This is a genomic window from Variovorax sp. Sphag1AA (genome assembly GCF_014192575.1).
Lineage (GTDB): Bacteria > Pseudomonadota > Gammaproteobacteria > Burkholderiales > Burkholderiaceae_C > Variovorax.
In genome coordinates, this window is sequence record NZ_JACHYC010000009.1 from 32569 (window position 1) to 51552 (window position 18984).

Consider the following 18984-nt stretch of genomic DNA (forward strand, 5'->3'; position numbering starts at 1 on the left):
GAGCCATGAACACAGGAGACATCTACACAGCCAATCTGAGCGCCGAGCAGCGCGAGATCCGGGAGGCGATCTTCCAGCTCTGCACGCGCTTCGATGCCGACTACTGGCTGGAGAAAGACCGCGCGGGCGGATTTCCCGGCGACTTCCACATGGCCCTGGCCGAGGCCGGCTGGCTGGGCATCTGCATTCCGCAGGCCTACGGGGGATCGGGCCTCGGCATCGCCGACGCAGCCGTGATGATGCAGGCGGTGGTCGAGACCGGCGCGGGCTTCAGTGGCGGCTCGGCGGTGCACATGAACATCTTCGGGCTGAACCCTGTCGTGGTGTTCGGCACCGAGGAGCAGAAACACCGCATGCTGCCGCCCCTCATCGCCGGCAAGCACCGCACCTGCTTCGTCGTGACCGAGCCCAACACGGGACTCAACACCACGCAGCTCAAGACGCGTGCGGTTCGCGACGGCGACCACTATGTGGTCAATGGACAGAAGACCTTCATCTCCACCGCACAGGTCGCCGAGAAGATGCTATTGCTCGCGCGCACCACGCCGCTGGAGCAGGTCAAGAACAAGACCGAGGGCCTGACGCTCTTCTATACGGACTTCGACCGCAGCCGCATCGAGGTGCGCGAGATCGAGAAAATGGGCCGCAAGGCGGTGGACACCAACCAGCTCTTCATCGACAACCTGCGCATTCCGGTGGAAGACCGCATCGGCGAGGAAGGCAAGGGCTTCCACTACATCCTCCACGGCATGAATGCCGAACGCATCCTCGCGGCGGCGGAGACGGTCGGGTTGGGTCGCGCGGCACTCAAGCGCGCGGCGCAGTACGCCAACGAACGCATCGTGTTCGACCGGCCGATCGGAAAGAACCAGGGCGTGCAGCATCCGCTGGCCGAGCGCTGGATGCATCTCGAAGCCGCCAACCTGATGGTGATGCAGGCCGCCGCCAAATTCGACCGCGGCGAGAACTGCGGCGTCGAGGCCAACGCCGCCAAGTACCTCGGCGCGGCTGCGTGCTGGAATGCCTGCGAAACGGCGGTGCTCACCCATGGCGGCTACGGCTATGCGAAGGAATACCACGTGGAGCGCTATCTGCGCGAAGCCATGATCGCACGCATCGCACCGGTGAGCGAGCAGATGATCTTCTGCTTCGTCGCGGAGAAGGTGCTCGGGCTTCCCAAGTCCTACTGACCGCATCGACAACGACTGGAGACAAGCAATGACATTCACGCGCAGACGCGCCGTCGCATCCCTCGCCGTACTCACGGCGCTTCCGCTCGCTGGAGGCAACGCCATGGCCGCTGGATGGCCCGAGCGCCCAATCCGGCTGGTGCTTCCCTATGCCGCCGGCGGACCGACCGACGCGGTCGCGCGCGCCATCGCGCAGAAGATGGCCACCGAGCTGGGCCAGCCGGTCGTGGTCGACAATAAGGTCGGCGCGAGCGGCGACATCGGCACCGACTTCGTCGCGAAGGCACCCGCCGACGGCTACACCGTGCTCTACCACTCTTCCGGCATCGCGCTCAGCCCTGCGCTGAAGAAGAAGCCGGTCTTCGACCCGCTCAAGGACTTCGCACCCGTGTCGTGGGTGGCGACGATTCCCGGCGTGCTGGTGGTCAACCCGAAGCTGCCAGTGAACAACGTGGCGCAGCTCGTCCAGTACCTGAAGGCGAATCCCGGCAAAGCGGCCTATGGCAGCGGCGGCACGGGCAACGGCAGCCATCTGGCCATGGTGCAGTTTCTTCAGGCGCAAGGCGTGGAGGCCGTGCATGTGCCGTACAAGGGCACCAACCCGGCATTGATGGACCTGATCGGCGGGCAGGTGCAGTTCATGCTGGACGCGATCAGCACCAGCCTGCCCTACATCCGCGACAACCGCCTGCGCGTGCTCGCGACCACCGGCCTGGAGCGCAGCGCGCTGCTACCAGACGTGCCGACGCTGAACGAATCGGGCATGCGCGGCTATTCGTTCCAGACCTGGCAGGGCCTGCTCGTACCGGCCAATACACCTGCGGCCGTCGTGCAGAAGCTGAACGCGGCGGCCGTAAGGGCAGCCGATGATCCCGCCATCCAGCGGCAGTTCGCGGCGCAAGGCGTCGTGATGCGCGGCAGCAGCGCTGCGGAGTTCTCGACGATGCTAAAGAACGAAGTGGCGTATTGGGCCAAGGCCGTGAAGGCGGCCAACGTCGAGCCCGAGTGAGGCACCTCGGCTCCGGCGTTTGCCGGAGCCAGCCGGCTCACTCCAACTCGATCCCGGTGCTGCTGATGAGTCGCTTCCAGCGCGCGATTTCCTCGACCTGGAACTTGCGCATGTTCTCCGGTCCTTGTGGCAGCAGCTTCATGGAGAAGCGATCCATGAATGCCCTCACTTCGTGCGAATCCGCTGCGGTGCGAAGCAATGACGCAATTCCTGCTGCACTGCGGGCGGCGTCTTCGCGGCAACCGCGACACCGGACCAAGCCATTGGATTGAAGCCCGGCACACTCGCCTCGGCCATGGTTGGCACGCCCGGCAGCGGCGCATAGCGTTCCTCGCCGGTGTAGGCCAACGCGCGCATGCGCCCGCCCTTGACCTGTTCGCTGCTCGCCGACGCGTCCACGATGGCATAGTCCACCTGGCCGCCAGCCACGGCGGTGAACACATCGCCCGCGCCCTTGTACATGATGTTCGTGGTCTTGATGTGGGCGATCTCGTTGAGCCACGCACTCCACAACGCGTACGAAGGCGAGCCCGCTGCGTGATTCAGCGCGCCCGGACGCTTGCGCGCGTCGGCCAGCAGGTCGGCTAGCGTCTTGTGGGGGGAGTTCGCGGGGACGATGACCGCGAGGTACTGCCCGCCGACCAGCGTGACCGGCGCAAAGTCCGCGAGCGGGTCGTAGGGCAGCTTCCTGAAGATTGCGGCGTTGGTGGTCAACGTCGAATTGCTGCTGAAGAACACGGTATAGCCATCGGCCGGCGCGGCCAGCGCCGCCTGCACGGCTGGAATGCCATTGCCGCCCGACTTGTTCTCGATCACGACCGGCTGGCCCGACTTCTCGCTGAATGCCTTTCCATAGAGGCGTGCGAGCGTGTCGGTATTGCTGCCCGGCGCGAAGGGCACGATGAAGCGCACGGGGCGCGTCGGGAAGGTGCGCGTCTGGGCCCATGCAGCAAGCGGTGCGGCGAGCGCTGCGCCCAGCAGCGCGCGGCGCGAGAGCTTTGAGGTGTCATTCATGTCCCGCCTCCTTCGTGGCGCGCGCGTTTCAGCGGCGATGGAAGACCGGCATGCGCCGCTCGGCCATGGCTGCCACGCCCTCACGGAAGTCGGCGGTCGGCAGTTGCTTGTGCTGTTCGCGCAGTTCGCGCTGGTTGATCTCGTGGATCCGGTCCGCGAGCCCAAGGCGCATGGTCTCGCGGGTCGATTCGACCGCCAGCGGCGCGGACGCGGCGATCTCTCCGGCGAGTTCGAGCGCACGTGACAGCACCTGGTCATCGGGCACGAATTCGTCGAGCAGCCCGATGCGCATCGCAGCCTCGCCGTCGAAGCGGCGGCCGGTGTAGAAGAGCAAAGTCGCCTGCTGGTCGCCCACCACGCGCGGCAGCGTCACGCTCATGCCGAAGCCCGGATGCAGGCCCAGCCGGTTGAAGTTGGCACAGAAGCGCGCGGCAGGCCCGCCGACGCGGAAGTCCGCCATCAGCGTGAGACCCATGCCTGCACCGATCGCCGGACCATCCACCGCCGCCACGATTGGCTTGCGCGTACGGTAGAGGCGCATGACCTGGCCGTAGAAAGAGCGCACATCCGGCGGTTGCCCTGCGCCGGCGCTGCTGAGGTCCGCACCGGCGCAAAACACCTTGCCCTGCGCGCAGAGCACCACCGCGCGGCAACTGTCGTCGGCGTCGAGCGCCTCCAGCGAATCGGCCAGCGCGCGAACGATCGATTCGTCGATGTAGCCCGGCGGCCGAAGCCGCATTTCGAGTTGCGCGACCGCACCGTGGCGGATGACGAGGACGTGATCAGAAGTTGTGATGTGGGTCATATGTCTCTTCGATGGCTCAGGATTGCAATGGAAACTGCGTGATGCCCGCGGCGGCCATGGCCTCGATTTCCTCAGGGGCGTAGCCGAGTTCATCGAGGAGTTCGCGCCCCTGCTCGCCCGCGCGCGGTGCCTGGCGCCGCACGCCGGGCTGGGTCTTCGACCAAGTGGACGGAACTGCCATCTGCACGATGGCGCCTTCCGTTGGATGCTCGACGGTCTGCAGGAACCCGACGGCCTTGAGGTGCGGGTCTTCCATCAGCGACTCGACCGAATGCATCGGCATGACCGGCACGTCGATGCCGTTGAGCGCTTCCAGCCACTGTGTAGTGGTGCGCGTGGCCATCACCTCGGCCACCATGGCGTAGAGCGCATGGATGTTCTCGGTGCGCTTGCCGATCGTGCTGAAGCGTGGATCGCTGTCCATCACCTCGGGCTGGCCGATCAGCCGGAAGAAGTCGCGCCAGTGCCGATCGTTGTAGAGCAGCACGCATAGGTATCCGTCACGTGTTCGATAGGGCTTGCGGTGTTCGTTGAGTACGCGCGGATAACCGGTGTCGCCGACTGCTGGCACGAAGCCGTGGCCGTACATGTGGTCGGACAGCACGAGCTGCGCCATGGTCTCGAACATGGGGATCTCGATGGACTGGCCTTCGCCCGTGCGCTCACGATGGAACAAGGCAGCCGTAACCGCACCGACTGCCGCGACGCCGACGAAGCGGTCGGCAATCGGCGTCGGCACATACACAGGTTCATCGCTGCCCGCGCGCACCGATAGCGCCGGGAAGCCCGTAGCGCCCTGGATCAGGTCGTCATAGGCCGGCTTGGCCGCATACGGGCCACCCTGGCCGTAGCCGTAGACGCCGGCATAGATGATGTCTGGGTTGATCGAGGCGATCTCCTCGTAGGAAAGACCCAGCCGTGCCATGGCTTGCGGTCGCACGTTGTAGAGCAGCACATCCGCCGTAGCGACAAGCCTCAGCAGGGCGTCGCGGCCCTGCGCCTGCTTAAGGTCCAGTACGACACTGCGCTTGTTGCGGTTGACCTGAAGAAACGGGCTGCCCATGCCGGGGTGTCGCGCGGGACCGATGCCCCGCACGTTGTCACCGCCGGGGGCTTCCACCTTGATGACGTCGGCGCCGTAGTCCCCGAGGATCTGCGTTGCGTAAGGTCCCATCAGCACCGTGGTGAGGTCCACGATGCGCACGCCGGCCAGAGGGCCACGGGGAAGCGTGTCGTCCATTGCTGCTCCTATTGGTTGTGGACGCCATGCTAGGAATTTGGGGGGCGCAACGGAAATACTTTATGGCGGGCTCGCCATACGTGTGCGGTATGGCGGTCCAGAATGCCGGCAGGCGACTACGACGGCGGCTCCAAGCGCGGCGCGACGTGCGTGTCGCCGGTCCCACGCGGGTTGGGCCCCAGGTTGTGGTGGGGCGCTGCCATCTCATCGATCAGGCGCGAGCTGCAAAGCAGTTTGCATGCACCTCATCGCCTGCTTTTTGTCGCCTTGCGCTGAGTAGTGCCTAGACATGTCTGCCCAGACGGCGGCGTTTCTTGGAGACACCTTCAAGAGGGATCGCCAGCGCGCAACATCAACCGCGATCGTCGGGGGCGGCTGGTGCCCTTGAGACGCTTCGTTTGCCTGCCTGAGGAGAGGAGCCGGGGCGCTGGCGGCGTTTTGACGTATGTATGCAGCGCAGCGCTTCACTGCGTCCACATTGCCTTCGAGGAGTGCCTCGCGCTCGCTGGCTGCTCCTCCTACCGGATCGATGACATCGATCTGACCCGGAAGGAACAGACCTGCGCCAGGGAATGCACCGCGATTTATTCATCGTGCGTTTCAGAGGGGGTAAGAACTCAGGAATATTGCGGGCGTGCCGCGACGCCTATTCCGCCTGCGTGACCACCTGCCCGGCAAAGTAGGCCGCCGAAGAAATGGATGCGCTCAAGAAGAGTTCGCCTCATTCATGAGGATCAAGATGGATGAGCGTCCGGCTCCCGCCACCAAACCCATGCAAGTCACGCCTGCAGATCTCAGGTCATCTGGCTGATAGTCTTGCGAAAACGCGCCAGCGACAAGGCAAAGAGCGCCGAGCCGATCACCAGCAGGCAAAGAAAAGGCTTCCACACCACCGCGATGCCCGCACCACGGTAGAGGATCGCCTGGCCCAGCTCCACGAAGTGCGTGGTTGGGGCAAGCAGCATCACGTTCTGCACGAACTCGGGCATGCTCTCCCGCGGTGTCACGCCGCCGGACAGCAGTTGCAGCGGCAGCAGCGTCAGGATCAGCAGCATCCCGAACTGGGGCATGTTGCGCGCGAGTGTCGCCATGAAGATGCCCATCGACGTGGTGGCAAACAGGTGCAGCGCGGCGCCCGCCAGGAACAACAGGATCGAGCCTTCGACCGGCACCCGGAGCAGGCCCTGCACCACGAGCACCAGCGACGATGTCGCCGCGAGCAGCACGACCAGCCCCATCGACCAGACCTTGCTCAGCATGATCTCCGTCGGCGTGACTGGCATCACCAGCAGATGCTCGATGGTGCCGTGCTCGCGCTCGCGGATCAGTGCCGCGCCGGTCAGGATGATCGACAGCATCGTGACGTTGTTGATGATCTCCATCAGCGCGCCGAACCACGGCTGGCTCAGGTTGGGATTGAATCGCATGCGCAGCACGAGGTCCACCGGCGCAGGGGCGCTGCCGCGATGGCGCTGCAAGAATTCGTTGATCTCCGACAGGACGATCTGCTGGATGTAGCCGCTGCCGGTGAAGGCCTGGCTCATGCGCGTAGCATCGACGTTGAGCTGGAGCGCCGGTGATCGGCCCGCCAGCACGTCCTGCTGAAAGTTGGGCGGAATGTTCAGCGCGAATGTGTATCGGCCGGCGTCCATGCCCGCGTCGACTTCGTGGAGGGAAATCATCGACGGCGGCGTGAACTGCGGCGGATAGAAGGCCGATGCGATGCGCGACGACAGCGGCGAGCCGTCCTCGTCGACGATGGCGATCGGTGCCTTGTGCAAAGTCTCGGGCATGGCCGTCGCGGAGCTGTAGACCATTCCGGTGAAGGCAAAGGCGATCAGCACCAGCATGACCGGGTCGCGCGCCAGGCTCCAGAGCTCCTTGATGCCGAGGCGAAAGATGTTGGAGATGCGCGGCATGTTCAACTGTCCTGTTTCTTGAGCAGCGCGATGGTTGCCACGAGCACGACCGGAACCGCGAGCAGGAGCGGCCAGAACGCACTGTGAAGATCGGACAGGTGCAGCGCCTTGCCGAACACACCTCGGCTGATGAGCAGCATGTAGGTGGCGGGGTAGATTTCGCCCACCAGCCTTCCGGCCCCTTCCAGCGAGGAGATCGGATTGATCATCCCGGCGAACTGCACCGCCGGCAGAATGGTGCTGATCATGGTGAAGAACATCGCCGCGATCTGGCTGCGCGTGAAGGTCGAGGCCAGCAGGCCGATGCCAGTGGAGAGCACGCAATAGACCAGGGTCGCCAAGGCGAGGGCGAAGAAGCTGCCTTTGACGGGCACCCCGAACACGGTGGCCGCCAGCAGCGTCATCAGCAGGAAGTTGAGCATCGCCAGCGCGACATAGGGAATCTGCTTGCCCAGCACGAACTCTGTGCGCGTGACCGGCGTGACGTAGAGGTTGATGATCGAGCCCAACTCTTTCTCGCGCACCACCGCCAGCGCGGTCAGCATGGCCGGCAACATCAGCAGAAGCAGCGGGATCACCGCAGGGATCATCGCCGGCAGGCTCCTGACGTCGGGGTTGTAGCGAAAGCGGGTCTCGATCGTGGCCGCGCTCGCGACGCTCACACCGAGCCGATGCGTCGCCTGGTCGAGCAGCCAACCCTGATGGAGACCCTGCATGTAGCCGCGCACGGTCTCCGCGCGCTGCGGCATCGCGCCATCGACCCAGGCGCCGACTTGCACCGGCTTCCCGCGTTCGATGTCGCGTGCGAAACCCGGCGGGATCTCGATCGCCAGCGACAGCTCGCCGCTGCGCATTCGGCGGTCGAGTTCGGCATAGTCGGCGATCGGCGGCTGCTCGATGAAGTACCGCGAGCCGGCGAGATGGAGCGCATAGTTCTGGCTCAGCCCGGTCTGGTCGCGATCGAGGACCGCGTAGCGCAGGTCTTCCACATCCAGGCTGATGCCGTAGCCGATGACGAACATCAGCACCATGGAGCCGAGCAGCGCGAGGGTGCCGCGCACCGGATCGCGCTGCAGTTCGAGCGTCTCGCGCCACAGGTAGCTGAACATGCGGTCCCAACTGAAGCGGCTGCGGCGCGGCGCAGGCGGGGGGGCGACCTCGGCGGGCATCCTCGACGGTGTGGCATCGGCAGGCTGAGCCGCTGCGCCGCCACCGGCATCGACCAGATAGCCGATGAAAGCCTGTTCCAGAGAATCGGTTCCGCGCGAGTGAACGATGGCGGCGGGCGTGTCGCTGACCAGCACCCTGCCCGCGTGCATCAGGGAGATGCGATCGCAGCGCTCGGCCTCGTTCATGAAGTGCGTGGAGATGAAGATCGTCACCCGGTCGCGGCGCGACAGGTCGATCAGCAGGCGCCAGAACCTGTCGCGTGCGATCGGGTCCACGCCCGATGTCGGCTCGTCGAGGATGAGCAGCTCGGGCTGGTGCACCATCGCCACCGCCAGGGACAGACGCTGGCGAATACCCAGCGGCAATGCGTCCGGAAGCGAATGGAGCGACTCCTGCAGGTCGAAACGCTCGACCATCTGCTGCACACGCGCCGGCACATCCTGCTCGGGGACCTGGAACAGCCGCGCGTGCAGCACCAGGTTCTGCTGCACGGTCAGCTCGGTATACAGGGAGAAGGCCTGAGACATGTAGCCCACGCGGCGGCGCGTGTCGATGTCCTTCGGGTTGACCTCATGGCCGAACAGCCAGCCCTGGCCTTCGCTGGCCGGCAGTAGCCCGGTCAGCATCTTCATGGTGGTCGACTTGCCGCAGCCGTTGGACCCGAGGAAGCCGAAGATCTCGCCACGTCGGATGCGAAAGCTGACGTGATCCACCGCGACGAAGTCGCCGAAGCGCATCGTCAGGTCCCGCGCCTCGATGGCGACCTCGCCGCCACCGTCGCCGTCGCTGCCGGGCAGCGGCGGGATCGTCACCGCGACGTGACCGCGTTTCTTGCTTTCGGGCAGCAGCGCGATGAAGGCGGCCTCCAGCGACGCGGCACCGGTGCGGTCGAGCAACGCCTGCGGCGTTCCGGTGGACAGCACCTTGCCGTCGTCCATCGCCACCAGCCAGTCGAAGCGCTGCGCCTCGTCCATGTAGGCGGTGGCGACGACCACGCTCATGCCCGCGCGTTCGCCGCGAATGCGTGCGATCAGCTCCCAGAACTGCGCGCGCGCCAGGGGATCGACGCCGGTGGTGGGCTCGTCGAGGATCAGCAGGTCGGGGTCATGGATCAGCGCGCAGCACAGGCCCAGCTTCTGCTTCATCCCGCCCGAGAGCTTGCCGGCCGGCCGTGCCAGGAACTGCTGCAGGCCGGTGCTGCGGGTGAGTTCGTCGATGCGCCTTCGACGCTCGGCGCTGTCGTGGCCGAACAGCCGGCCGAAGAACTGCAGGTTCTCTTCCACCGACAAGGTGGGATACAGGTTCTTGCCCAGTCCCTGGGGCATGTAGGCGATGCGCGGGCACACCGCCTCGCGGTGGCGCTTCGAGGCCATGTCGCCGCCCAGCGCCTCGACCGTGCCCTGTTGCACGGCACGCGCGCCGGCGAGGATGGAGAGCAGGCTGGACTTGCCCACCCCGTCCGGGCCGATCAGGCCCACCATGCGCCCGGCCGGGATCTCCAGGTCGATGCCGCCCAGCGCCACGGTCTTGCCGTAGCGCTGCCAGAGGCCGACCGTTCGCGCCGCCGGTGCCGAGCCTGCATCCGTGTTCATTCGGGAATTCGGATCGCCAGTTCCGCTGGCCACCCGGCCTGCGCATCGAGCTTGAGCCAGGCCACACCCGGCAGCCCCGTCTTGATCTGCGTCAGGTGCTTTCGCAACAGCTCGCGATCGATCCGCGCCTTGACACGGAACATCAGCTTCTGCCGCTCACTGGCAGTTTCGACCGTCTTGGGAGTGAACTGCGCCGTGGCGGCCACGAAGGACACCTTGGCCGGGATCACATAGCTCGGTGCGGCGTCGAGCACCACGCGCACGTCGCTGCCGAGTGCCACCCTGCCGGCGACGGTTTCGGGCAGGAAGAAGGTCATGTAGACATCCGACAGGTCTATCAGATTCAGCACCTTGCCGCCGCTGCCCAGCACCTCGCCCGGTTGCGCAATGCGGTACTGGACGCGGCCGTCGAGGGGAGCCTTGAGTTCGCTGTCCGCAATATCGGCTTCGACCCGCCTGACCGTGGCCTCGGCCGCTGTCACTACCGAGCGCGCGCCCACAAGTTGCGCCTTCGCTGCATCGATCGCCGCTTGCGCCGCATTCACCTGGGCCTTGGCCGCATCCGCAGCAGCTTGCACGCTGCGCGCACGGGCGCGGTCGTCGTCGAGTTCCTGCACCGACGAAGCGCCTTCGCGCGACAAAGTCTCCGAACGTGCCAGCCGTCGCCGCGCGGCATCGAGTTCACTCTCGCGCTGCGCAACCAGCGCCTGGGCCGCCAGCTTGTCGCTCTCGCGCACGGCGACCTGGGCCTGTGCGCTGGCGACGGCATTGATCGCCTGCTGCTGGTTCGCACGCGCCTCATCGCGCTGCGCCTCCAGGACCTGGATCTGCATCTTCGCGAGCGGCTGGCCGGCGTTCACGAAGTCGCCCTCGCTGACGAGGATCTCGGCCACCCGGCCAGCGAGCTTGGTCGCCACGTCGACCTCGGTGGCTTCGATGCGTCCGTTGCCGCTGACGAAGCCTTCGCCGAGACCGGACGGCCGCAGCCGTGTCCATGCGTAATAACCGGCCGCCGCGAGAGCCGCCACGAGCAATGCGGCGATCAATTTGTTCTTGGTTGTGAGGGTCATGGTGCTTGTCGAACAATCACAGGGGTCGGCGCCGGGGTCAGTTCCTGCGAACCGCCGCCGAGCGCGGCATACAGGCTCACGCCCGCCGACAGCAGTGCGCGGCGCGACTGCACCAACTGCTGTTCGACATCCAGGAGGTCGCGCTGCGCGTCGAGCACTTCGAGGAAGGCGGTTGCGCCGTTGCGATAGCGGAGGTTGGCCAGGCGGGCGCGCTCGGATTGCGTGGCCAGGGTCGACTGCTGGATCTGCACCTGCCTGGCAAGCCACTCGCGCGCGGACAACGCATCGGAGACTTCGCGGAATGCCGTCTGGACCGTCTTCTCGTAGTCGGCGACTGCGATGTCACGGCGGACTTCGGTGAGCTCGAGCGTCGATCTGCGCCGACCAGCATCGAAGATCGGCAACGTGAGGCTGGGCGCGAAACTCCAGGCTTGACTGCCGGATGCGAATAGTCCATCGAGTTCGGCACTGGCCGTGCCGAGGTTGGCTGTCAGCGTGATACGCGGGAAGAACGCCGCGCGGGCCGCGCCGATGTTGGCGCCCGCGGCACGCAACTGGTGTTCGGCCGCGGCGATATCGGGGCGATCGGCCAGCAGGTCCGACGGCAGGCCCGCGCGCAAGGTCGGCTCAAGGCCCGGTTCATCCAGCCGGCCCTCGGACGGGGCCAGGTCGACCGGTGCGCCCACCAGGCGTGTCAGTGCATGAGCCTGTTCCGCACGGGCCCGCTGGAGCTGGACGTTCAGGGCCAGCGCCTGGTCGAGCAGCGTGCGCATCTGGGTCAGATCGAACTTCGAGGTCGAGCCGACCTCGAAACGGCGCGTGAAGATGCGCAGCGATTCCTCGCGGGTGGCGATGGTTCGCTGCGCCAGCAGCACGCGCTCGTCGAGACTTCGCAACGTCAGGTAGCTGTCGGCGACTTGCGCGACCAGCAACAGGGTCGCGGCACGCCGGCCCGCATCGGTCGCAAGATACCCCTGCAGCGCCGCGTCCTGCAGGCTGCGCACACGGCCCCAGAAGTCCAGCTCCCAGGCGTTCGTGCCGAGTCCGACCTGGAACTGATTGGCGACCAGCGGCGCCCCGGTAAAGCTGAGGTCGGCAGGCACGCGGGAGCGCTCGGCGTCCACGCCGAGACCGACGGTCGGCCAACTGTCGGCGCGCTGAATGCCATAGAGCGCGCGCGCTTCCTGCACATTCAGGATGGCGATGCGCAGGTCGCGGTTGTTCTCCAGGGCCTGCGCGATCAGTTGCTGAAGGTGCGGGTCGGAGAAGTAATCGCGCCAACCGACCGCGGCGGCCCGCGCCCCGGCCTGCGAGGCCGCTGGCACATCGGGCGGATAGCGTTCAGCCACCGGTAACGGCGGCGTCTCGTAGGGAGGTGCCATCGATGCACAGCCTGCCGCGAACAGCGCGGCAACGGCAAGCAGGCCTCCCGACGAAAAGCGGCACCGCGAAAAGAAGGCGGCGGCGGGATTAGGACTGGACATCCAAATTAACTCTAGGGCACGGCTCCTATTCGGATTTGATTCAGATCAAGCGAGCGACAGAATGAGCAGACCTAAGTACCGTATATGCCGGCGTCTGTGGAGAGCCGCTATACGCGGGGACTACCATCCGGTTCGCACTTGGCCCAAACGAACCGCCGAATGACCCAAAGGTTTCGCACGCCAGTCGAGGGGCGCAGCCACCCTGGAGAGCACACCCGGCCACGGCACGACGGTCACGCTGTACTTGCCCCCTGTCGTGCTCGATGACGTCGGGCTGGAAGCGCAGGACGCCAGACCCGCAACAAGGTTCCCCAAGGGGCTGAAGGTGCTGCTCGTCGAGGACGACCCGGAAGTCATCGAAGTGGTCCGGCAGATCCTGACATCGATGGGTCTCGAGGCGCTGCCCTGCGCAGATGGACAACAGGCACTTCAGGTATTTGGAGAAGCAGTCGATCGACCTGCTGTTGACCGACGTCTTCCTGGGGCCTGGCCCGCGCGGCACGGAAGTGGCGCTCCAGGCAAGACGCAGGCACCCTGGCCTTCCGATACTCCTGATGTCGGGATACTCCCGCGAACTGCTCGACGACCCGCACGGTTGGTGACCATCGCACGACTAGAAACCCGGTCGCCGCGGCACACGCCCCGGACTTGCAGTCCGACCAGGTCGCAACCCCGCAGCTTGCTGTCGAAGCCCAAATTGAAAAGCGCGAGATCGCGGACACGCTTGCTCATCTGAAGATGCATGCGTACCTGTGTCCCCCGGTCGGCGCAGCGCTTGGCTCGAAGATCAACGAGCATAAGCTGTTCGACAAGTCCACCCAGCTCGACGCCTTTCTGGAGAAATGTCGGACCTACATCTGACCCAGAGTGCGTGACCGAGACCTCCGATGAAGGAAGCGAGTGCAAGCGGCGCGCACCACATGCCGTACTGGCGGAAGGCATGCGCCGCTCGGCACCGCTCATGCCGTGCGGACCTCGATGCGACGTGGTTTCGCGTGATCCGCTTTCGGAATGGACAGCTTCAGTACGCCATCGGCAAGCTCGGCCTTCACCTTCTCCGTGTCCAATTCGGAGCTGAGCGTGAAGGTCCTGTGGAAGCGGCCGAACCCGACCTCGGTGTGGCTCGACTGGAGGCCCTCGGGCAGGTTGAGGTCGATGTCGGCGTCGATGGTGAGCGTTCCCGCCTCGACCTGCAGATTCAGTCTGTCGCGCGAAACACCCGGCAGGTCGGCGTAGAGCGTAATTCCGCTGGCGTCCTCGACGACGTCGACCGGAGGCATGAGGGCGGCGGCGTTGTAGCGCGCCTCGTTGCTCTGCTCTTTCGCGGTCGTCGCCGGTGCACGTTGCTGGTCGCGAAGATCGTTCATTTCAGGGCTCCTTTCCTCATTGAATGGCGATGCGGCGAGGCTGGGCCGCGGCACGCCGCTGCACTGTGATGTGAAGGACGCCGTCACGGTACCTGGCCTCCACGGCCTCGGGATCGGCGTCATCGGGTAGGCTGATAACTCGGCGGAACCTGCCCGACAGTCTCTCGTTGATGTGCACGGCGACGGCGCTTCCCTTGGCCGTACTCTCAGGCTCGGGCAAGTCGGACTTGCGGCTTCCGGCAAGCGTCAGCACCCCGCGGTCGAGGGTGATTTCCAGGTCCGACGGATTCAGCCCGGGGGCGAAGGCATAGACCTCCACAGTCTGGGGCGTTCCTCCCACGTTCAGGGCGGGGAAGCCGCCGCGGCCGAAACCACGGATGGTGGGAGACAGATCGAAGGCCTGCTGCATCTCGCGCTGCAGGCGATCCATCTCGGCGAACATGTCGCGCGGAAACAGGGATCGATACATAGCGAATACCTCCATTCAGGTTGAACGGCGCGCCGGAGGCGTCCTTCAGCGCTTCCGGTTCCCGAAGTAGGGTCTGGCAAAAATGCTTTCAAGAGCAGGTTGGTGGCCGGCAATTGCGCGCCCTGTCGGAGTCGTTCCCTCCCGGGTCAACTGAGGCAGCCTTGCGGGGGAACAAAACGCTAAATTTTTGTCGGCCAGTGTCGGCACTCTTGATCTTCGATCCGGTAGACACTATCTCTCGCTCGCTCTGGTCATTGTTGAAAAAAGGAGGTAGTCAAATGGCCATGGACCTGCTCAGACAGCTCGCCGCCAGCTCATTGCCGGCGACGTTCAGCACCCCAGTCGAGATCGACAAGATCAAGCTTCTGCGCGCTGCGGGTCTGGTGATCGCGCTCACACCCGCCTCCCCTGCTGCGCTGACGCCTTCGGACACGACCGATGCCGCCCACGTGCTGGCCATCACGGAAAAGGGTCGTGAAGAACTGGCGAGATTCAGCTTCCCAGGAGATGCGCCGCCCAAACGACGGACCCGCATACCCTGGTGGAAAGCCAGAAACGCAGCAGCTCATTTCCGTCGTGCGCCTTGATGGAGGGGAATATGCGAGAAGCTTCTTCAGATCCGATCATCTATCGCGACGTCTCCATCGCCATCAACGTCACGAGAGCCGGTGACCGCGTCTTCGGTCATGCCGACCTGTTCGCGGCGAACGAGTTCAAGGGACGAATCTCTCTCGGCAGCGCACGAGCACGACCTCGGGAAGTGCGCGAGAAGTTGCGCTGTCTGGCCAAGGCCAAGGTGGACGTCTGGACCACGGTCGAGGCAGCGGCTCGTCATTGAGCGTTGGCGACGACGAGCACCCGAACACTCGCCGGCAGGCTGTGGGTCGGGTCCGGATCTTCCCTTCCTCGAACGGGGCCGAGACGCAACGAATCAGGAGGGCAGGAGCACCTTGTCGATCAAGTGCACCACACCGTTGGTGTTGAAGATGTCCGTCGCGGAAATGCCCGAAGTCCGTCCCCGCTGGTCGATGATCTGCAGGCTGCTGTTGATGGTGATGCTCTGGCCTTGAACCGTCGCGATCGGTGAGTTGAGAGGAATCTCGGCCTTGAGGACCCGCTTTGGAAGGACGTGATAGGTGAGCACCTTGGTCAGGAGCGCCTTGTCGGCCAAGAGTGCATCCTTGGTGATACCGAGTTCGGACAGGAGCGCCACAAAAGCATCGTTTGAAGGCGCGAATACAGTGAAAGGCCCGGGCCCCTTGAGGGTCGCAACAAGATCCGCGGCGACCACGGCTTCGACGAGGATGCTCAGGGTGGGAACGCCCTGCGCCGTTTGCACGATGTCCTTGTTGGCGGGCAGTAGGACGCGATCGATGACATGGACGACACCGTTTTGCGCCGTGATGTCTGTCGCGACGATGTTCGTGACGCGGTTGCGGCCATCGGTGATGCGCGCGCTGGAGCCTTGCGTCTCGATCTTGAAGAACCCGCCAGCGAGCGGCTCGATCGCCTTGCCCGAAGGAATGTCCGCCGCACGAACGGTCGCGTTGAGCACGTGATACTTCAGGACTGCGGAGAGAAGCGCCTTGTCCGCGAACAGCGCGTCTTTCGTGGTCCCCAGTTCTCCCAGCAGCGCCACGAATGCGTCATTGTTCGGGGCAAACAGCGTGAACGGGCCGCCCGTCGAAAGCGTGGTCGTGAGGTCCGCCTTGCTGATGGCGTCGGACAGGACACTGAGGTCCGAACGGGAAGCAACAACCTGCGCGATGTTCTGCTGCGCAAGCGCGCCGAGCCATTGGTTGCCTCCACCTCCTCCGCACCCCGCCAAGGCAACACTGCCTCCCAAGGACCCAATGAGGACTGCGCGACGCGTGAGACAGGTGTTCATGAACTACTCCTGTTGCAGGTGGATGAGAACAACTGGAGACCGCGCGCTGCGCGGCTTCCGGTCAGTTCTACGAGTCGACTAGCCCCACGGACTTTTGGTGAAAACCCTATCGCGCTTCGTCCGCGGCATGACGCACGAGGCAGCCTTCGAATTCCGTGCGGTCGCCCCCGTCTGGCACGGTGCGGAGCTCGACACAGCGCTGACCCATCGGAGGTCGTTTGACTCTCACGCCATTTACGCAGTCGCGTTGCCCCATGGATCACTCCCCAATAGTGCGCACGTTTTTACGTGGGATAGACGCGTCAACCGATGCTGCGCCTCGCACAATGACTGCATAGGCCACGTTGACAGGTTCGCTCCACGCGCCAGCGGCCCGGAGGCCGAACGAACCCGCGTCGGCGGCTCTGGTATCCAAAGGGCCGTGCACTGGAGCGATTCAAAGTCCGAATTCAGGACGTGGAACGCCTTCCGCGCATCGGCATCGAATGCCCGCCGTCTACAGCACGTCGTGTGCGGAAGCCATTGTGCGCACAACCAAAGACGACACCGCCGCCCCGGTCGCGACCACCACCACTGCCATCCAGCCCCATTGCGCAAACACCAACGCGCCGAGCGCGGAGCCGGCCGCCATACCGATGAACATGCCTGCGAAGAGCAGTGCATTGAGGCGACTACGCGCGTTGGGTTCGATGCCGTAGATGATGGTCTGATGAGCGATGAGCATGCCCTGGAAACCAAGATCGAAACCGATGGCACTCGCGACCAGCAGAATCAGTTGCGCGTGCACATCGAGCATCGGTGCGAACGCCATCGCCGCGAACGAGATGACCGCGAGCGTGGCGCCGAGGCGCGTCACCAGTTCTGGACCCTTGCGATCCGCCAACCGGCCAGCCAGCGGCGCGGCGAACGCTCCGACCGCGCCTGCGAGCCCGAACGCGCCAGCCGCACCGCTGCCGAGATGGAATGGCGCCCCATGCAGCATCACGGCGAGCGTGGACCAGAAGGCGCTGAAGCCGATCGACATCAGCCCCTGCGATAGCGCGGCCCTGCGCAGCGCGCCGTGTCTGCGCCACAGCGTCGCGAGCGATGCGAGCAGTGCGCCGTAGCGAAGATGCGTGGTTGGCCGGAAGCGCGGCAATCCGCGCCATGCGACCGCGCCGGTCAGGGCGAGGCTCGCGGCCGCCAGCAGGAACATCGTGCGCCAGCCGAACTGCTCTGCGACCAAGCCGCTGAGCACGCGCGACAGCAGGATCCCGAGCAGCAGGCCGGTCATCACGGTGCCGACGACCTTGCCGCGGTGCGATTCGGACGCGAGCGTCGCGGCGGCCGGCACGATGTCCTGCGTCATGGTCGCGGCAAGACCGATTACGAGGCTGGCAGCCAGCAGAAGCCCGATGCCGGGCGCAGCCCCCGCCGCCAGCAGTGCCGCAGACAGCACCGCCGCCTTGGCCACGATGATGCGGCGCCGGTCGAAGCGATCGCCAAGCGGCGCGAGCAGGAGGATCCCGAACGCATAGCCCAATTGCGTGAGCGTCGGTACGAATCCGACTACGCGGGTCGAGGCGCCAATGTCGGCACCGAGCACGCCTAGCATCGGCTGGCTGTAGCAGAGCGCGGCGACGGCTAGGCCGGCGCTACTGGCGAGTAGCAATACCAGCGATGCCGGTAGGCCGTCGCGTGCCGTTGCGCCAATCGTCGATTGAATGGAAGACACAGTGTTCACCCGTGATGAGCAGTGCCGAGAGTGTGAGTTCGGCTCCCTCCCCGTGGTAGTGGCACCGCACGAAAGACGGCTATACGATCCACGCATACAAGAAGCCGCTCCCCGACCCGTCCATGTCGACGTCCTCGTCATCGGCTCCGGCCGACCGCATCGAACTAATGAACACCTTCGTCCGGATCGTCGAGGCCGGCAGCCTGTCGGCCGCCGCGACGCAGATGCGCACCTCGCAGCCCACCGTCAGCCGCCGACTTCAAGCCCTCGAGAAGCAGCTCGGCATCCGCCTGCTGCGTCGTTCCACGCATGCGCTGAAGCTCACCGAAGACGGCGAGCGCTGCTTCGCCCGCGCCAGGGAGCTGATCGCCGATTGGCAGGCGTTCGAAGCCGACATGCGCGGCGACGGCGAGCCCGAAGGCACGCTGCGCGTGATGGTCCCGCACGCCTTCGGTCAGCAGCTGCTGGTGAAGCCGTTGGCGGACTACGTTCGGCAATACCCGAACGTGAACGTCGATTGGCTACTCAATGACCGGCAACCCGATTTCATCGCGGACGGCGTGGACTGCGCGATCCATGTCGGTGAGATCGACGATCCAGGCGTCGTCGCGATCAGGCTGGCCGAGGTACCCCGCATCGTCGCGGCCTCGCCCTCGGTAATGCCGAAGGGCAAGCGGCCACCGCGGCACGCCTCCGAACTCGCGAGCCTGCCGTGGCTGGCGCTTCGAACCTACTACCGCACCGAACTGGTCCTCACACGTACGCACGACGGCGAGCAGTGTCGCATCCCGATGGACCCGCGCATCTGTACTGACAGCCTCTATGCACTGCGAAGCGCGGCGATCATGGGACTTGGCGCGTTCGTGGGCTCGACCTGGCTTCTGCGCGAGGACATCGATGCGGGGCGGCTCGTCCACCTCGTTCCGGAATGGCACGCCGCGCCGCTTCCCTGCTACCTCATTTACCCCTACGCGCGCCTTTACTCGCCCAAGCTGAAGCGCTTTGTCCAGCTCATCCGGAAGGGGTGGCATGACGAGTTCTGAGAGCTCACAG

General features: G+C 65.2%; 17 protein-coding genes. 6 read left to right on the top strand and 11 right to left on the bottom strand.

Going from position 1 to position 18984, the window contains the following annotated elements:
• Positions 1-5 precede the first annotated feature (5 nt).
• Together FHW64_RS29905 and FHW64_RS29910 are read left to right on the top strand one after the other, a co-directional pair.
• The gene (locus FHW64_RS29905) at positions 6-1190 is read left to right on the top strand and encodes an acyl-CoA dehydrogenase family protein (protein ID WP_184532181.1); all 1185 of its coding nucleotides are present in this window, start codon (positions 6-8) and stop codon (positions 1188-1190) included.
• A gap of 28 nt (positions 1191-1218) precedes the next feature.
• A complete protein-coding gene (locus FHW64_RS29910) occupies positions 1219-2199 on the top strand; it encodes a tripartite tricarboxylate transporter substrate binding protein (RefSeq protein WP_184532183.1) in 981 nt (326 codons plus the stop codon).
• Between the two features lie 165 nt (positions 2200-2364).
• On the opposite strand, the gene FHW64_RS29915 is transcribed toward FHW64_RS29910, so the two are convergent.
• The 7 genes from FHW64_RS29915 to FHW64_RS29945 form a co-directional block, all read right to left on the bottom strand.
• The gene (locus tag FHW64_RS29915; RefSeq protein WP_260306481.1) at positions 2365-3213 is read right to left on the bottom strand and encodes a tripartite tricarboxylate transporter substrate binding protein; all 849 of its coding nucleotides are present in this window, start codon (positions 3211-3213) and stop codon (positions 2365-2367) included.
• Between the two features lie 28 nt (positions 3214-3241).
• Entirely contained in the window at positions 3242-4018 is a 777-nt protein-coding gene (locus FHW64_RS29920; protein ID WP_184532185.1) for an enoyl-CoA hydratase/isomerase family protein, read from the bottom strand.
• Between the two features lie 16 nt (positions 4019-4034).
• Positions 4035-5258 (bottom strand): CaiB/BaiF CoA-transferase family protein, encoded by a 1224-nt coding sequence (locus tag FHW64_RS29925; RefSeq protein WP_184532186.1) that lies wholly within the window; start codon positions 5256-5258, stop codon positions 4035-4037.
• Positions 5259-6052: 794 nt separating this feature from the next.
• The gene (locus tag FHW64_RS29930) at positions 6053-7177 is read right to left on the bottom strand and encodes an ABC transporter permease (RefSeq protein WP_184532188.1); all 1125 of its coding nucleotides are present in this window, start codon (positions 7175-7177) and stop codon (positions 6053-6055) included.
• Positions 7178-7179: 2 nt separating this feature from the next.
• Positions 7180-9939, bottom strand: a complete 2760-nt coding sequence (gene rbbA, locus FHW64_RS29935; RefSeq protein WP_184532190.1) for a ribosome-associated ATPase/putative transporter RbbA — start codon at positions 9937-9939, stop codon at positions 7180-7182.
• Positions 9936-11009 (bottom strand): HlyD family secretion protein, encoded by a 1074-nt coding sequence (locus tag FHW64_RS29940; protein WP_184532192.1) that lies wholly within the window; start codon positions 11007-11009, stop codon positions 9936-9938. Before FHW64_RS29940 ends, rbbA begins: the two co-directional genes overlap by 4 nt.
• Positions 11006-12493, bottom strand: coding sequence for an efflux transporter outer membrane subunit (locus FHW64_RS29945; RefSeq protein ID WP_184532194.1), 1488 nt, complete (start codon positions 12491-12493; stop codon positions 11006-11008). Before FHW64_RS29945 ends, FHW64_RS29940 begins: the two co-directional genes overlap by 4 nt.
• Before the next feature lie 648 nt (positions 12494-13141).
• Between FHW64_RS29945 and FHW64_RS34935 the strand changes: the two genes are divergently transcribed.
• Positions 13142-13354 carry a hypothetical protein gene (locus FHW64_RS34935; RefSeq protein WP_184532196.1) on the top strand — a complete coding sequence of 71 codons (213 nt, stop codon included), beginning with the start codon at positions 13142-13144 and terminating at the stop codon, positions 13352-13354.
• A gap of 98 nt (positions 13355-13452) precedes the next feature.
• Here the strand turns inward: FHW64_RS34935 and FHW64_RS29955 are convergent, their stop codons facing one another.
• Together FHW64_RS29955 and FHW64_RS29960 are read right to left on the bottom strand one after the other, a co-directional pair.
• Positions 13453-13860: an Hsp20/alpha crystallin family protein gene (locus tag FHW64_RS29955; RefSeq protein WP_184532199.1), complete on the bottom strand. Its 408-nt coding sequence runs from the start codon at positions 13858-13860 to the stop codon at positions 13453-13455.
• 16 nt (positions 13861-13876) lie between these two features.
• Complete coding sequence (locus tag FHW64_RS29960) at positions 13877-14329, bottom strand: Hsp20/alpha crystallin family protein (protein WP_184532200.1); 453 nt, start codon at positions 14327-14329, stop codon at positions 13877-13879.
• A 278-nt stretch (positions 14330-14607) separates the two neighbouring features.
• Between FHW64_RS29960 and FHW64_RS29965 the strand changes: the two genes are divergently transcribed.
• Together FHW64_RS29965 and FHW64_RS29970 are read left to right on the top strand one after the other, a co-directional pair.
• The gene (locus tag FHW64_RS29965) at positions 14608-14916 is read left to right on the top strand and encodes a hypothetical protein (RefSeq protein ID WP_184532202.1); all 309 of its coding nucleotides are present in this window, start codon (positions 14608-14610) and stop codon (positions 14914-14916) included.
• 11 nt (positions 14917-14927) lie between these two features.
• Positions 14928-15167 (top strand): hypothetical protein, encoded by a 240-nt coding sequence (locus FHW64_RS29970; protein ID WP_184532204.1) that lies wholly within the window; start codon positions 14928-14930, stop codon positions 15165-15167.
• A 93-nt stretch (positions 15168-15260) separates the two neighbouring features.
• Here FHW64_RS29970 and FHW64_RS29975 read toward each other — a convergent pair whose 3' ends face one another.
• Together FHW64_RS29975 and FHW64_RS29980 are read right to left on the bottom strand one after the other, a co-directional pair.
• A complete protein-coding gene (locus tag FHW64_RS29975; RefSeq protein ID WP_184532206.1) occupies positions 15261-16217 on the bottom strand; it encodes a fasciclin domain-containing protein in 957 nt (318 codons plus the stop codon).
• A 496-nt stretch (positions 16218-16713) separates the two neighbouring features.
• Positions 16714-17931: an MFS transporter gene (locus FHW64_RS29980; protein ID WP_311733398.1), complete on the bottom strand. Its 1218-nt coding sequence runs from the start codon at positions 17929-17931 to the stop codon at positions 16714-16716.
• A gap of 122 nt (positions 17932-18053) precedes the next feature.
• Here FHW64_RS29980 and FHW64_RS29985 point away from each other — a divergent pair, with 122 nt between their 5' ends.
• Positions 18054-18974 (top strand): LysR family transcriptional regulator, encoded by a 921-nt coding sequence (locus FHW64_RS29985; protein ID WP_184532210.1) that lies wholly within the window; start codon positions 18054-18056, stop codon positions 18972-18974.
• The last annotated feature ends 10 nt before the right edge of the window (positions 18975-18984 follow it).